The 15,847-nt window shown below is 36.7% G+C and carries 11 protein-coding genes; 9 read left to right on the forward strand and 2 right to left on the reverse strand.

Annotated features, from left to right (window positions below; genetic code table 11):
* Positions 1–233: 233 nt before the first annotated feature.
* Positions 234–1,346: an AI-2E family transporter gene (locus ACLI50_RS19840; RefSeq protein ID WP_343639332.1), complete on the reverse strand. Its 1,113-nt coding sequence runs from the start codon at positions 1,344–1,346 to the stop codon at positions 234–236.
* Positions 1,347–1,548: 202 nt separating this feature from the next.
* Complete coding sequence (gene lon / locus ACLI50_RS19845; RefSeq protein WP_227942658.1) at positions 1,549–3,954, reverse strand: endopeptidase La; 2,406 nt, start codon at positions 3,952–3,954, stop codon at positions 1,549–1,551.
* 260 nt (positions 3,955–4,214) lie between these two features.
* Here lon and ACLI50_RS19850 point away from each other — a divergent pair, with 260 nt between their 5' ends.
* The 9 genes from ACLI50_RS19850 to asnB all read left to right on the forward strand — a co-directional run bounded on the left by ACLI50_RS19850 (position 4,215) and on the right by asnB (position 15,847).
* Positions 4,215–6,368 carry a SurA N-terminal domain-containing protein gene (locus ACLI50_RS19850; RefSeq protein ID WP_411414485.1) on the forward strand — a complete coding sequence of 718 codons (2,154 nt, stop codon included), beginning with the start codon at positions 4,215–4,217 and terminating at the stop codon, positions 6,366–6,368.
* Positions 6,369–6,496: 128 nt separating this feature from the next.
* Complete coding sequence (locus ACLI50_RS19855; protein ID WP_062676024.1) at positions 6,497–7,447, forward strand: MlaD family protein; 951 nt, start codon at positions 6,497–6,499, stop codon at positions 7,445–7,447.
* 8 nt (positions 7,448–7,455) lie between these two features.
* Positions 7,456–8,793 (forward strand): 4Fe-4S dicluster domain-containing protein, encoded by a 1,338-nt coding sequence (locus ACLI50_RS19860; protein WP_411414486.1) that lies wholly within the window; start codon positions 7,456–7,458, stop codon positions 8,791–8,793.
* Between the two features lie 79 nt (positions 8,794–8,872).
* Positions 8,873–9,658, forward strand: coding sequence for a (Fe-S)-binding protein (locus ACLI50_RS19865; protein WP_047428861.1), 786 nt, complete (start codon positions 8,873–8,875; stop codon positions 9,656–9,658).
* A gap of 47 nt (positions 9,659–9,705) precedes the next feature.
* The gene (locus ACLI50_RS19870) at positions 9,706–10,815 is read left to right on the forward strand and encodes a hypothetical protein (RefSeq protein ID WP_411414487.1); all 1,110 of its coding nucleotides are present in this window, start codon (positions 9,706–9,708) and stop codon (positions 10,813–10,815) included.
* A gap of 86 nt (positions 10,816–10,901) precedes the next feature.
* Positions 10,902–11,390, forward strand: a complete 489-nt coding sequence (locus tag ACLI50_RS19875; protein ID WP_411414488.1) for a hypothetical protein — start codon at positions 10,902–10,904, stop codon at positions 11,388–11,390.
* A gap of 98 nt (positions 11,391–11,488) precedes the next feature.
* On the forward strand, positions 11,489–12,622 hold the full coding sequence (locus tag ACLI50_RS19880; RefSeq protein ID WP_202840000.1) for a glycosyltransferase: 1,134 nt from the start codon (positions 11,489–11,491) through the stop codon (positions 12,620–12,622).
* Positions 12,623–12,627: 5 nt separating this feature from the next.
* Positions 12,628–13,881: an MATE family efflux transporter gene (locus ACLI50_RS19885; RefSeq protein ID WP_411414489.1), complete on the forward strand. Its 1,254-nt coding sequence runs from the start codon at positions 12,628–12,630 to the stop codon at positions 13,879–13,881.
* 67 nt (positions 13,882–13,948) lie between these two features.
* Positions 13,949–15,847 (forward strand): asparagine synthase (glutamine-hydrolyzing), encoded by a 1,899-nt coding sequence (asnB, locus tag ACLI50_RS19890; protein WP_202839996.1) that lies wholly within the window; start codon positions 13,949–13,951, stop codon positions 15,845–15,847.

Below are 15,847 nucleotides of genomic sequence, written 5' to 3' on the forward strand. Positions count from 1 at the left end.
AACTTCTTTCACGATTTGAAGTTTTAAACTTAAACTGTAATCCTTCTGTGTACGTTTAATGTACGTGGATGTTAATGTTTCTGCCATAACGATTCTTTTTTGTGTATCGCTATTTCAGGACGAGACAATAATACAATAAAAAAAGACTGTCTCGAAAAAGGCAGTCTTTTTATTTAAAGCAAGGAGTATGTCAATTAATATAATACTTATTGTCCATTACCCATTACTCCTATTTAGTCCATTTCCTTCAAAGTAATATTCTTGGAAATTTTGTAGCTTTTTTTCTTCTTATGGGGCTTAGGTTCTTCTCCGAGCAGCCTTCCCCAGGGTTTAAGATCATCCACTCTTTCACAGATGATTTTGATAATCGCAATTGCCGGAATACAAAGGAACATTCCCGCAATTCCCCAAAGATGTTCTCCTAAAAGGATTCCAATAAAAGAAAATAAAGCGTTGATCTTCACTTTAGAGCCTACTACAAACGGCAGGACAATATTTCCGTCTACAGCGTGTATGGCAATATAGCCCAAGGCAACATAAATACATGTTGATGGAGTAGAAGTGGCGAATGCTATAAAGCAGGAAATTAACAGAGAAATAAAGATTCCGAGATAGGGAATGACGTTTAATAGCCCGGTCAAAACTCCTAAAAGAATAGCATATTTTACTCCCAGAATGGTAAGAAGAGCGGACGTTAAAACTGAAACGATAATTACCTGAAGAAAGAGTCCGAAGATGTATTTCTTAGTCATAATTCTGATTTCATTCACAGCTTCCTGTACACTCGCTTTATGTCTTTCATTGAAAACAGTAACGATAAAATTGTTTAAAAGTCTTCTGTAATTTAAAATAAAGATAAAAAACAGGGTGAAAAATATAATGAAGCCGAAGCCCGTTGAAAAAATTCCGAATGTAAATCCTAAAATGACTCCCGAAGAAGACAGTAGTTTAGTTAATCCCTGGTTAATATAATCCACCTGTTCATCCACTTTCACATTGAATGTTCTGGAAACCCAATGCTGAAGGCTGTTAAAAACTGTAGTAAACTGTTCCTTGAGGTGTGGAAGATCCTTACTGAAGTCAGACAGCTGATTGGTAAAGAAATAAATAATGCCGCCTAAAATCATCAGCATAATAAATACTGAAGTCATCGTAGACATAGATCTCGGAAATCTCAACTTTTTTTCCATAAAACTGGCAGCCGGTAAAAACAGCATGGCCATGAGGAATGCCAGGAAAAACGGAGCTAAAATGCTCTGTCCCAATGCCAGAAGATAGCCAAGTCCAATAATGGAAACCACCACAAGGGTAAGCTTGACAAGGAAAGGAAGTCTAAGAAAATTCATAATCTAAAAATATGCGGTGTGGAATAAAAATAAGAAAACCCTTCCGAATTGAAAAATTTTTTATTCAACTCTCCGGGATTTTCTTCTGTTGTTGCAAATTTTATTCCAGCCGATAAAATTGTACGCTTTTTATAAAAAGAAAACACGCTCCGGATATCAGAGCGCGTTTCTTTATTGAGAAGTTAATATGTTGTAAGTTATTTTATTCTTCAATGGCGATGTCAATGACTTCTTCCATTCTGTTGACGTAGTGTACTCTCAGATTTTTCAGATAATCTTTTTTGATTTCCTCTACATCTTTTCTGTTGGCCTCACAAAGAATAACATCTTTGATTCCTGCTCTTGTTGCTGCAAGAAGCTTTTCTTTGATTCCTCCTACAGGTAATACTTTCCCTCTTAAGGTAATTTCTCCTGTCATAGCAAGGTGAGGTTTTACTTTCTTGTTTTTAAATGAGGAAACCATTGATGTCAGCATCGCAATACCGGCAGAAGGTCCGTCTTTTGGAGTTGCGCCTTCAGGAACGTGTACGTGAATGTTTTTCTTTTCAATATCTTCCTGAGGAATGCCCAGCTCATCATGCTTAGCTTTAATATATTCAAGAGCAATAGTAGCCGATTCTTTCATTACCGTTCCCAGGTTTCCGGTCATCGTTAACGCTCCTTTGCCATTGCTTAGAATACTTTCAATATAAAGGATGTCGCCTCCTACACTTGTCCAGGCAAGACCTGTTACAACACCAGGAACTCCGGTGATCTCAGATAAACTTTTCGGTCTTGGAACCCCAAGAATTTCATCTACTTTTTCTACTGAGATTTTTGGATCATACTCCTTTAACAAAGCAGTCTGTAGTGCTACCCATCTTCCAATGGCTGCAATTCTTTTTTCCAGGGTTCTCACTCCACTTTCTGAAGTGTGAGCCTCTATAATATGTTTAAGTTCTGCATTTCCAAGTTTGAATGATTTTGCATCCAGACCATTTTCCTCCTGTTGTTTCCTGATCAAATGTCTTTTGGCAATCTCAATCTTTTCCTCCAAAGTATAACCTGCAATCTGAATAATCTCCGTTCTGTCTAAAAGAGGAGTCTGTATCGTTGAAAGCGAGTTGGCAGTTGCAATGAACATCACTTTTGAAAGATCATAGCCCATTTCCAGGAAATTGTCATAGAAAGATTTATTTTGCTCTGGATCAAGAACTTCTAAGAGTGCAGAGCTTGGGTCTCCATGAAGCCCCTGCCCGATTTTATCAATCTCATCAAGAACAATTACAGGATTTGAGGTACCGGATTTTTTGATAGACTGTAAAATTCTTCCCGCCATAGCACCGATATATGTTTTTCTGTGCCCACGGATTTCACTCTCGTCATGAAGTCCTCCCAATGATAATCTTACATATTTTCTTCCTAAAGCATCTGCAATAGATTTTCCTAAAGAAGTTTTACCCACACCAGGAGGCCCTACCAATAGCAGGATAGGAGATTTCATGTTGTTTTTTAATTTTAAAACAGCCATGTGCTCCAGGATTCTTTTCTTGATATCTTCCAGTCCGAAGTGTGCTTTGTCAAGTACTTTTTCAGCTTTTGCAATATCAAAGATATCTTTTGTATAGGTTTCCCAAGGCAGATCTGTAAAGAAATCCAGGTAGTTTCTCTGTACATTATAGTCCGGGGAATTGGGATTCTGACGTTGAAGTCTGCTGATTTCCTTTTGGAAGTGGTCTTCTACTTCCTGGCTCCATTTTTTTGTTTTAGCCTTGGCAATAAGATCTTCAACATCACTTTCAGGTCCGCCGCCCAGTTCCTCCTGGATGGTTCTGATCTGTTGATTCAGGAAATATTCTCTCTGTTGCTTATCTAAATCCTTTGAAGTTTTCTGATGAATCTGATTTCTCAGTTCCAGTTTTCTGAAATCCTCATGCATCAGCTCGTAGCACTGGTTGGCTCTTGTCATAAGACTTTTCTCTTCAAGCAGCTTTTGTTTTGCAATCGAAGAGAAATTAGCATTGGTGCAGATGAAATTCAGGAGATCATCATTATTGTTAATATTTTTAATCGCAAAGTTGGCGGCATTAGGAATATTAGGGTCCAGTTCAATAATCTTTAAGGCAAGATCCTTGATGTTTTCCAGCAATGCTTCATATTCTTCCCGGTCTTTAGGCTGGGTATCTTTTAATTTTGATATTTCAGCTTTGAAATAAGGTCGTGTATCAATGATTTTTTTAATCTTAAATCTGTGAAATCCTTTGGTAATAGCTGTAATATTGCCTTCGGGAAGCTTAATAATCTTAATAATCTTTGCCAGCGTTCCGGTAGTATATATATCTTTTTCGGATGGTTGTTCCAGATCCGAATTTTTCTGGCTTACAATTCCAATAAAATCTCCGTTTTTCTGTGCCTCCTCAAGAAGCTGTATAGAGGTCTTTCTCCCTGCTGTAATAGGAATTACCACGTTGGGGAACATTACCATATTTCTTACAGGAAGTATAGGGAATATTTTCTGTTCGGAATTTTTATCAGTCTCTGCGAAGTCGGAAAGATTGATTTCTTCAGTTACGATATCAAATCCGTCACTGATCATTTCTTCTAAACTAATATCTTCAAATTCTGTCATAGTCAATCGAATGACAAATTGTCATTTTCGTTTTTTATCGTTAAAGGAATTTTTTATAATATACTCTGAAAACGTGTGGCATATTATAATATTCTAAAAATGCACAATACTTATGCCATTTGTTTTTTACTTAAAAATACGGTCAAAATTTCCTTTTTTAGATAATCTTTGCATTAAAAATCAAAATAAAGCAGTTCTGTTTCTGTAATTTCTTAAAAATGTGTATTTTCGCAAACTGATAAAAAACTATAATTTATAAAATGGCAATTTTAGGACAGATTAGGAGTAAGCCTTGGCTTTTAATGGGAGTAATAGCCTTAGCGCTTTTGGCGTTCCTGGTGAACCCCGATAGTATCGACAAGGTTTTTGGTAAGAATCCTGATGTTTTAGGAAAAGTAAACGGTGAGAAAATCACCCGCGAAGAGTTCAATGATCAGCTTTTCGTGCTGCAGCAGCAGGCTGAACAGCAAGGTCGTCCGAAAAACGGTCTTGAAGAGCAGGCTTGGCAGTTACTTGTACAATCTAAACTTATCAAACAACAGTTTGAGAAACTGGGCTTTGAAATGACTGATGATTATTTCTGGAATCAAATTCAGTACGATCAGATGTTTGCTCAGAATCAGCAGTTCTTTGATGAGAAAGGTAACTTTAAAACTCAAGAGCTTAAAAAAGAAATTGAAACATTACAAAACACCAATCCTCAGGGATATACTCAATGGTTGAAAACAAGAAAGACAATCGAGTACAGACTAATGGCGAGACAGGTGTTTACCAATATTTCAGCAGGGATTACTACAGGTAAGAAAGAAGCTGAAGAATTGATGAAGCAGAGAGATCAGCTTGCAGATATCGACTTTGTAAAGGTAGATTACGCAGCTTATCTTCAAAAAACAAAGATCAATGTAACCACACAGGATCTTGCTGATTACATCAAAAAGCACCCTGTAATGTTCAAAGCTGAGCCAAGCAGAAATATTGGTATTGTATTTTTCCCATCTAAACCTAGTGCAGCAGATGATGCAGCAGCCCTGAAAGAAATTACAAAATTATATTCAGGAGGTACGGATGCAAGTGGAGGAACTGAAAACTTCCAGAATACTAAAAACGATTCTATGTTTGTTGCAGCAAATTCTGATGCACCATTCAATCCTCAGTATCTGAATCCTGCACAATTGCCTCCAACAATCAAAGATCAGATCACAACAGCAGCTGTAGGTCAGACTTTTGGTCCTTATAAAGAACAAGATGTATATGTAGTCTCTAAATTGGTAGGTAAAAGACCTTCAGATTCTACTTTATCAAGACATATCCTTATTGCATTCAAAGGAAGCCCTGCAGGTGAAGGGGTAACAAGAACCAAAGAGCAGGCTAAGAAATTGGCAGACTCTATCGGAGCTATTGTAAAAGCTACTCCTGCTAAATTTACAGAATTCCTTAAACTTTCAAGTGATCCGAATTCTGCAGCTCAGGGAGGTAGCCTTGGATGGACAACACCGGAAACACCTTTCGTTCCTGAATTCCTTGCTTATCTTGCAAACAATCCTAAAGGAGCTACAGGGGTAGTAGAAACACAATTCGGTTACCATATCATCAATATTGAAGATAAAAAATCAGGATCAATGGGGTATAAAGTTGCTAACCTTGTGAAAGCAATCAAACCTTCAGATGCTACTGAGGCTGAAACAGACAAAAACTCAAGAAAATTCATACAGCAGGTTCAGGGGAAATCTTTCAACGATTTTGTGAACATTGCTAAAAAAGGAAACTACCAGTTCTCTAATCCAAAGGCAGCAAAAAGATTTGAAGGTCAGCTTCAGGGCTTAGGTACTGAAAAAGATGCTGATATCCTTACCTGGGCTTTTGATAAGAAAAGAGAAAAAGGAGATACTGAATTATTTACAGTAGACGGAACAGGTGATAAAATTGTAGTGTATCTGAACGGAAAACAGGAAGCTGGTCTTGCAGATCCGGAATCTGTAAGAGATCAGATCGAAGTTATCGTTAAAAATAAATTGGCAGCCAAACAAATCTCTGATAAAATTGCAGCAGCAAAAGCTTCCAGCTTAGATCAGATTGCTAAATTGTTTGCCGCTCCTAAACAATCTGCTCAGGTGAACCTATTGAATCCTTCGGTAGCAGGTGCTATGGAACCTAAAGTTGCCGGTGCAGCATTCGGTGTTGCAAAAGGTAAACTATCCAACCCGGTTGAAGGGGGAACAGGAGTTTATGTTCTGATCAAAAAATCAGAAACTGTAAACAAACAGCCTGGAGATCTTAAGCAGTTTACAGAATCTCTTACGCAGAGAAATGCTGGAATGTTCGGACAGGCCTGGATGAAGAGCCTTCAGGACAATGCAGATATCGAAGATTACAGAATCGAGATCTGGAACAAGCTGGGAAATCAGCAACAATAAGAAATTCATTTCAATGATATAAAAAGCGACAAATTTTTTTGTCGCTTTTTTTGTATTTATGGCAGAATAATAAGGGAAAAGATTTATTTAAAATGTATTATATTTGCTTATTAGAAAAAAATTAGCAAGTGAAGTTCAGTAAAGAATTAAAAGCTGGTGTGATTGCACTTCTAGCTATCGTAGGCTTTGTGGTGTTGTTTCAGTTTATGAAAGGGAAAAGCCTTTTTACTACCGACAATATATTTTACGCAAAATATGACAATGTAGAAGGTCTGGCGCAGTCTGCGGCAGTGTCTATTAATGGTCTGAAAGTCGGACAGGTAGATAAGATTATTCCTATCACCTCAAAAGATGGAAAAATTAATTTTGTCGTAAAAGTTACCGTCGACAATAAATTCGAATTTTCAAAAAACTCATCATTGGAGATCTTTGAGCCGGGATTAATGTCTGGTAAAGAAATGAGAGTAAACCTTATGTATGGTGGGCCGACTGCAAAAGACGGTGACACTTTAAAAGGTGCTTTCAAGCTGGGAACGCTGGGAAGTCTTTCTTCGCAGGTAGGTCCGGTAAAAGATCAGCTACAGGTGGTTTTACATAGAGTAGACTCTTTAATGGCGAATGCCAATCAGGTTTTTGATGCTCAGAACAGAGCTGAAATAAAAGCTTTATTAGCCAACCTTAACAAAACAGTAGGAGCATTACAATCCACAGCAGGAAGTGTAAATACACTTGTAGGACACAATGATCCAAAACTGCAAAAAGTGCTGGATGATGCAAGTCTTACTATGCAGAGTGGAAAAGTAACACTAGATAAATACGGACATCTTGCAGAAAGTATCGACACTAAACAGTTGAATGCTACTATTGCAAGTTTAGATGCTACAGTAGGAAAATTGAATCAGGTGATTGGTGGTATTGATAAAGGAGAAGGAAGTTTAGGTAAACTGATGAAGGACGATCAACTGTACAACAACCTGAATTCAGCTTCTTCCAATCTGAATACATTAATCGAAGATATGAAAGCGAATCCGAAGAGATATATCAATTTCTCGGTTTTCGGTAAAAATAACAAAGACTAATACGCCTTATGCAGTACATCGATAACATTATTTTCCTGATTTTATTAGTAGCCGGGTTCGGGCTGTTTGCCAAAAGCCTGCAGAAGATCTACAGAAATATCAGGCTAGGTCGTGAAATCAATAGAAGTGACAGAAAATCTGAACGCTGGAGTATCATGGCTAATGTGGCCATGGGACAGAGTAAGATGGTAAAACGTCCTATCGCAGGAATTTTACACATTTTTGTCTATGTTGGTTTTATCATCATTAATATTGAACTCATTGAAATAATTGTTGATGGACTGTTTGGTACCCACCGTTTTCTGGCCTCGGTTTTGGGACACGGATTCTACAGCTTCTTTACAGCTACATTAGAAGTGCTTGCACTTCTGGTTGTAATAGGTGTAGTTATATTTTTCATCAGAAGAAACTTTTACGGGGTTAAAAGATTAACAATGAAGGAGCTTTTCGGATGGCCGAAAGAAGATGCCAACTGGATTCTTATCATCGAATTTGCCCTGATGATGGCTTTCTTTAAAATGAATGCCTCAGATTTTATTTTGCAGTCAAGAGGAGTTTTACCAGTACATGGAAGTTTCCCGATCAGTGAAATGACATTGGTTCCGTTTTTGGAAGTCTTCAATTTTGATAACGGATTTTTGATGTTCACAGAGAAAGCTGCCTGGTGGTTCCACTTTGTAGGGATTCTTTTCTTCATGAATTATCTTTATTATTCAAAGCATTTACATATTATTCTTGCATTTCCAAGTACATGGTATGCAAATCTTGAGAAAAAAGGAAAATTCAACAATCTTGAATCTGTAACAAAGGAGATCAAATTAATGATAGACCCTAATGCAGATCCTTACGCTACACCAGCTGAAGGAGCTGAAGCCGACGTTCCTTCCAAATTTGGGGCAGAAGATATTTTTGATCTGAACCAGGTACAATTGCTGAATGCTTATTCCTGTACAGAATGCGGACGTTGTACTTCTGTTTGTCCGGCTAATATTACCGGTAAAAAACTTTCTCCGAGATTGATCCTGATGAAGACCAGAGACCGATTGGAAGAAGTAGGAAGAAACATCGATAAAAACGGAAAATTCGTAGATGACGGTAAAAAACTGTTGAACGATTATATCACAAAAGAAGAACTTTGGGCCTGTACCACTTGTAATGCATGTACAGAAGCCTGTCCGGTATTGCTTGACCCGCTTTCCATTATTTTTGAAATGAGAAGATTCCTGGTGATGGAACAGTCTGCTGCTCCACAGGAACTGAACCTGATGATGACGAACGTGGAAAACAACGCTGCTCCATGGCAGTACAATCAGGCAGACCGTCTGAACTGGGCAAACGAAAATTAATGTAACAATGTAAATAATGTAACGATGTAACAATCATTGGTAAACTGTTACATTGGTATATTGATAAATTTGATTTAGAATGGATTTCAATATAAAAACAATGGCAGAATATGCTGCCGAAGGAAAAGCCCCTGAAGTTTTATTTTGGGTTGGATGTGCGGGAAGTTTTGATGACCGTGCCAAAAAAATTACAAAAGCATTCTGTAAGATATTAAACAAAATAGGCGTTGAATTTGCCGTTCTGGGACAGGAAGAAAGCTGTACCGGAGATCCTGCAAAAAGAGCCGGAAACGAATTCGTTTTCCAGATGATGGCGCTTACCAATATCGAAGTGTTGAATGCTTACGAAGTAAAGAAAATTGTAACGGCCTGCCCACACTGTTTCAATACCCTGAAGAATGAATATCCCAGCCTGGGAGGACACTTTGAAGTAGTTCACCATACTCAGTTCCTTAAAACTTTAATGGAGGAAGGAAGACTGAAAATTGAAGGAGGTGCATTCAGAGGGAAAAAAATTACCTTCCATGATCCATGTTATCTGGGACGTGCCAACGACGAATATGAAGCGCCAAGAATGCTTCTTGAAAAGCTGGATGCTGAACTTGTAGAAATGAAGCGTTGCAAAACCAATGGTCTTTGTTGTGGAGCAGGAGGCGCACAGATGTTTAAAGAACCTGAAAAAGGAAATAAAGACATCAATATTGAAAGAACAGAAGAAGCATTATCTTTTGAGCCTAAGGTAATTGCTACAGGATGCCCTTTCTGTAACACCATGATGACGGATGGAGTAAAACATTTTAATAAAAATACTGAGGTAGCCGTAAAAGATATCGTAGAACTTCTTGCTGAAGCAGAAGACTTATAATTGTAATCTTATACAGGCGTATGAAGCGGGAATGGAAACTCTCCTTTTTGTTTATCATTTCGGTACTTGCTCTTCTTACATTCTGGAATTATCAGAACAGAGTATATGACTGGGATATGCCGGGCTATATGGGATGTATGTATACTTCCGAGTTCCCGAATTCTCCTGATAAAGTCCGAATCCTGACCTATGAGGAAATCAAGAAAGAGGCTCCAGCAGAACATTATACAGACATTATCGGAATAAAGCAATGGGATATTCCCAGGCAGTATTTCGTAAAAAATACCCAATCTTTTACAGAACAATTACCCTATTTTCAGATCAAAGTAGGGTATATTCTTGTGATCACCCTTTTTTATAAGCTTGGATTATCATCGCCGATGGCCGTATTATTTACCAGTCTTATTTCTTACTTTTTTTCAGGAATATTATTATTTTATATTCTGAAACTCCTGTTTCCAAAGAAATACTGGCTTGCGGTACTATTAACGATTGCCGCCATGCTTTTGCCACCAATGACTTACATGTCGAGGGTTTCTACACCGGATATGTTTATTTTTCAGTTTATGCTGATCTTTATGATCGGGTTACTCAAAAAATGGAACCAATGGGCAATGTTCGTACTTCTATTCGCTATTACCTTTATACGGCCGGACTATATTACATTTACCCTGACTTATATTATCACTGTTTTCTTTTTCCGTTATTTTCAGGAAAAGAAAATTGATGTTTCTTTTATTGTGCAGGGAACAGTTCTTCTGGTCATGTATCTGGCCATCATTAAGCTTTATCATTATCCGGGATGGAAAGATCTCTTTTATGATACTTTTATTGACAGGAGGCCTATAATTTCTACACATCCCATTAATGTTAGTTTAAAAGACTATCTAAGCATTATTTACATCAAAATCATTTATTTTAAAAAAGTCACTTTATCACTGGCTATTATGATCGGAATGATCTTCTGGCGCTCTAAAGATGCATGGGTGAGAATAATTTCGGTTCTTTTCCTGGTGAATGTTTATATAAAATTCTTTTTCTTTCCGCAGTCGGCAGCTTTAAGATTCTTCTTTCCTTTTATCTTTCCGGTTTTCATTATGATGCTCTATGTACTGAGTAAAAAATACAATGATCTTAAACTCGGGAAAATTGCGTAATTTTGTCTTTACAATGATAGGAGCATTCAATGGTAAGTAAAATAAAGATTGATTGTTTAATATCTTGAAAAATAAATATTTACATTATGAAAATCGAAGAATCTAATATTGTAGAAACCAACGACTACAGAGTCATTATATATCCGGCTTCAAGAACTTTCGAAACAAAAGAAGCAAAAGCCATTACCGAGAAACTATTTGATTTCCTTGCAACATGGGCCGCTCATGGAAAACCTCTTTCTTCTTCTTTTAAAATTGAAAAGAACCAGTTTATCATCGTATGTGTGGACGAAGAAAAGGAAATGGCTTCAGGATGCAGCATTGATGCATTAGGGAAGGTAATGAGAGAAATTGACGAAGAATATCAGCTAGGCCTTTTCGACAGGATGAAAGCAAGTTTTGTAGAGAATGGTGAAGTGAAAACTTTAAAATTAATGGATTTCAAAACAAAGCTTAGAAACGGAGAGCTTTCAGGTGATATCCAGGTTTTTGATTTCTCTAAAAATACGTATCTGGACTTTTTGAGCCATTTCCTTCTTCCTTTGGAGAAGAGCTGGGCGGCTTCTATAAAATAGTCCCTGTTAAGCTGATACAAAAGAATAATCATAAAGTGGAAAATATATTTCCACTTTTTTGTTTTAATGTATATTTGTATAGATTCGAGCAGTGACTAATGCCTAAAGTACTTTTTTTAACGACTTCCCACAGCTATAATGATGACCGCATTTTTTATCATCAGGCAAAAGCTCTTAGAGATAATGGGTATGAAATAAAAATATGCAGCTTATATGCAGAGTATAAAGGTTTTATCGATGGGATACAAATAGAATCTTTTGCTGTTCTTGAAGAAAGTATAAAAACGAAAATGGAAACTTTCAGTAAAGTTTGTGATACTTTTCATCCGGATAGTATCATTTGCTCTGAACCATTGGCTGTTGTGGCAGTAAAGAAGTTTGTAAAAGAACACAGGATAAGCTGTATCTATGATGTTACAGAATGGTATCCTTCCATGTCAATGCTTCAAAATTATCGCTTTCCTGCTAAAATTTTTCAGGCGGTGAAATTTACTCTTATTCAGCTGTATGCAGGGTTTTTAAGTACGCATTTTATTTTTGGTGAAACCACCAAGAAATTCCCTTTGGCCTATTTTTTTGGATTTAAAAAACAAATGATTCTGCCTTATTATCCGGCTTCTGTTTATATTAATGAAAGTATAAAAAAACTCACTCCGGGAAGCATCACATTATGTTACACGGGTCAGATCTCCAAAGATAAAGGAATTGAAAATTTCTTTAAAGCCGTAGACCTTCTCCGTCAAAAAGTTCCTGATCTTCATATTAAAATCCTGATCATAGGAGCAGCAATACACGAAAGTGATGATGTGTATTTTAGAACATTAGTAAAGAACTATTCTTTTGAAAATATAGATATTATAAAACCGACTGGTTTTGAACAGTTTACAGAAGCGTTTGCAGAAGCTGACCTTTGTTTTGATCTTCGGGAAATTAATTTTGAAAACAATCATTCGCTGCCGATAAAACTGTTTTATTTTATGGGAGCAGGAAAGCCTGTGATTTATTCAGATTTGAAAGGGATCAGGGAGCATATGGGAGAGCTTTCGTTTGGAAGTCTTGTTGATCCTCATGATGCAGAAGCAATCTCGGATATTATCATCAATTATATCAGGAATCCGGAGCTGTATCGATCCCATACTCTCAATGCACGAAAAGAATTTAAAGAAAAATATAACTGGGAACTTATAAAAGATAACTTCGTTGATTTTGTAAAAAAATCTATTGATCCATAATCATCATGCAGCTTACTATCATTAAAACCTTTGTCTCACGTTTTTTTATTCTGATCCTGAGTTTCGGACTGGTGATCTATTCTACGAATATGTGGGGAAGTGAGGGGAAAGGAACCATTTCTATTGTGGTGGCCAATGCAGCAGCAGTAAGTTTTTTCAGCAATATCTTTTCCGGAAGCAGTGCTTCTTATTTCGCATCAAGGTTTAAAATAGAAAAGGTTTTATTGTATGCCTATCTGTGGTCTCTCCTGACGGGTCTTTTAATCCCATTTTTATTCAGTATTGCTTCTATTCAGGGTGAATATCTCCTGTACCTTATCGGAATTTCCGTTTTTTCTTCACTTTTGTCTACTAATATCAGCTTGTTTATTGGAACACAGGATATTAAAAGGTTCAATATGTATACTGTTTTGCAACAGCTTGTACATATTGTATTTATTGGAATATTGGTTTATCTTTTCGGAAAGAAAGATGTTTCTGTATACTTTCTCGCCCAGATTATATGTCTAGCGCTTCTTTTTCTTACCAGCTTTTTCCAGATCATTAAAAAATGCAATATATCTCAGATATCATTCTGTAAAGAGGTAGGCAGGAACATGTTTGAATACGGCTGGAAGACCCAGCTGAGTGCTTTTGTTCAGTTTTTGAATTACAGGCTTTCGTTTTATTTTCTAGAATATTTTGAAGGCATCGCGAGCGTAGGAATATTCTCTATCGGGGTTACTTTCTCAGAAGCCATCTGGACCATTACCCGCAGTATTGCTGTAATTTTATACTCAGATGTAGTCAATAGTAAAAGCAGTGAAGAATCTATAGGGAAAACCAAAGAATCCTTAAAACTGACCTTTTTTCTGATGATAGGTTTTGTGCTGGGAATCATAATCATACCCTCTCAGGTTTACGAGTTGATTTTCGGGAAAGAATTTAAAGATACCAAGGAAATAATGCTTCTTTTATCACCGGGAATTTTTGCTATTGCTGTAAGTGATATGGTTGGGCATTACTTTTCGGGAATAAGAGAACTGAAAATTCTTAATGTCAAATCAATTGTAGGCCTTGTGGTTACCGTTGTATTTTCTTTCATTGCGATACCAAAATGGGGAATTATAGGCGCTTGTGTTGCCACTACGTCGTCCTATTTTGTTTCTGCTTTTCTGTTGTTCAGAAAGTTTTATAATTCTACTCCGTTTACTTTGAAAGATTATATGATTACAAAAGAAGAAATACAGCTTTTAAAGCAAAAATTTGTAAAGAAATAATTACTTGATAGCTCCCCTTAAAATAATGTCATTTTTCCTATTTTTACATATCTATTAATCTTTTACTATGTGCGGAATCACCGGTTATTATTCATTTCATAAAAGTATTTCCTCTACAAATATTCTGGAAATGAATCAGGCCATCAGACACCGCGGACCGGATGATGAAGGGTTCTGGATGTATAGTATCGGAGAGGGAGCTTCTTTTTCGGGGAACGATTCCACACAAAAAATTAAAGAACAGTTTCCGGTTCTAAAAGAGAAAAATTCTGATATTGCGTTAGGTTTCCGTAGATTATCCATTATTGATCTGTCCGAAAAAGGCCATCAGCCTATGCTTTCACAGAATGAGCAGATTATTATTACATTTAACGGAGAGATTTATAATTTTAAAAAATTAAGAAAAGAACTTGAGTCTTTGGGATATTCTTTCCATAGCAGTTCTGATACTGAAGTTATTCTCAAAGCCTATCAGGAGTGGGGAAATTCTACGTTTGCAAAATTAGATGGAATGTTTGCCATCTGTATTGTTGATCTTTCCGGTCGGAAACTTATATTAGCAAGAGATAGAGTTGGGATGAAGCCTCTTTTTTACCATCAAAGCGAACAGGGATTGGTTTGGGCATCAGAAATAAAATCATTGCTGAAGAATGAGCTGGTAAAGCCTGAAATCAACTGGGACGGAGTCTATACGAATTTTCTTTTTCAGACAACATTGGCTCCACAAACCTGTTTTCAGCATATTTTATCCCTTGAACCAGCTTCCATCATGACTGTTGATTTAAACAATCAGAACATCACTAAAGAAAAATTCTGGAAGCTGCCTTCAACGTCTCAAAAAAATATTTCAGAGGAAGAAGCTGTAAGAACAATAGATGAACTACTTTCTGAGAATATTTCTGAACAGTTATATGCAGATGTTCCTGTCGCAGTAATGATGAGCGGAGGTATTGATTCTACTTTAATTGCTTCAAAATCAAAATCTTTTAATACCAATATTAATACATACACCATATCTTATCCGTTTTCTGAAGAAGAGGTGAAGAATGCATCTATAGCTGCTAAACATTTTGGTGTTTCGCATGCGGTGAAAGAAGTGAGTGACGAAGAAGCGCTGGAAGACCTTAAAGAAAATATCCAGCATTTTGAAGAACCTTACAGCAGTTTTGAAGTCTTAATCAATGCTGCAAAATATGCACATGATCAGAATTTTAAAGTCGTATTAAGCGGAAATGGCGCTGATGAACTTTTTGCCGGTTATTCTCATACACTGAAGCTGAACAGATGGCTTCTGATAAGGAATTTTAATTTTATAAGACCTTTCATCGTTACGAAAGACAAGTTTTCACAGCGCGTAAAAAACTATTTTTCCCAGGATTATATGTTTGATTTTTTCAGGCAGAGCCAGATCAGTATGAGACCGTTGGAAGTTAAAAGCCTTATAAACCCGGATATTTATAGTAAAATAGATTTACATCTTTCAAAATACCACCTTTCAGAAGTAAAAAACTATGTGGGGTATTTTGAATATGACATGAAATATTCACTATCCTCCCACCATGTTTTCCGGGATGATCTGAGTGCGATGAAATACAGCGTAGAATTTCGTTATCCCTATTTAAGCAACAGTTTAATAGACTATGTAGCATCACTTCCTGGAAACATAAGATTTAATGGAATTCAGAATAAACCTCTATTGCGTAAAACAGCAGAGAATTATCTTCCTCAGGAAGTTTTGAATATGCCCAAAAAAGGATTTTCATTTCCTGTCAATTATTTCATTAAAAACGAAAAAAGAGTAAGAGAATTTATTACTGAAAATCTTGAAAGTTTAAAAAAGAGAAACTTCTTTAATGCTGCGGTGATTGATGAGTGGTGGAATCATCAGGAACATGAGTATGACTGGGTAAAAATCTGGCAGCTGGTTACTTTTGAGTTGTGGTATCAGAAATATTTTGAAAAATAA

Origin of the sequence: Chryseobacterium cupriresistens (assembly GCF_046614675.1) — a bacterium.
GTDB classification, from domain to species: Bacteria; Bacteroidota; Bacteroidia; order Flavobacteriales; family Weeksellaceae; genus Chryseobacterium; species Chryseobacterium cupriresistens.

What these genes read in the sequence shown, in the direction of transcription:
- ACLI50_RS19840 (WP_343639332.1), bottom strand. Translation starts at nt 1,346, where the DNA reads ATGAATTTTCTTAGACTTCCTTTCCTTGTCAAGCTTACCCTTGTGGTG.
- lon (WP_227942658.1), bottom strand. Translation starts at nt 3,954, where the DNA reads ATGACAGAATTTGAAGATATTAGTTTAGAAGAAATGATCAGTGACGGA.
- ACLI50_RS19850 (WP_411414485.1), top strand. Translation starts at nt 4,215, where the DNA reads ATGGCAATTTTAGGACAGATTAGGAGTAAGCCTTGGCTTTTAATGGGA.
- ACLI50_RS19860 (WP_411414486.1), top strand. Translation starts at nt 7,456, where the DNA reads ATGCAGTACATCGATAACATTATTTTCCTGATTTTATTAGTAGCCGGG.
- ACLI50_RS19865 (WP_047428861.1), top strand. Translation starts at nt 8,873, where the DNA reads ATGGATTTCAATATAAAAACAATGGCAGAATATGCTGCCGAAGGAAAA.
- ACLI50_RS19875 (WP_411414488.1), top strand. Translation starts at nt 10,902, where the DNA reads ATGAAAATCGAAGAATCTAATATTGTAGAAACCAACGACTACAGAGTC.
- ACLI50_RS19880 (WP_202840000.1), top strand. Translation starts at nt 11,489, where the DNA reads ATGCCTAAAGTACTTTTTTTAACGACTTCCCACAGCTATAATGATGAC.
- ACLI50_RS19885 (WP_411414489.1), top strand. Translation starts at nt 12,628, where the DNA reads ATGCAGCTTACTATCATTAAAACCTTTGTCTCACGTTTTTTTATTCTG.
- asnB (WP_202839996.1), top strand. Translation starts at nt 13,949, where the DNA reads ATGTGCGGAATCACCGGTTATTATTCATTTCATAAAAGTATTTCCTCT.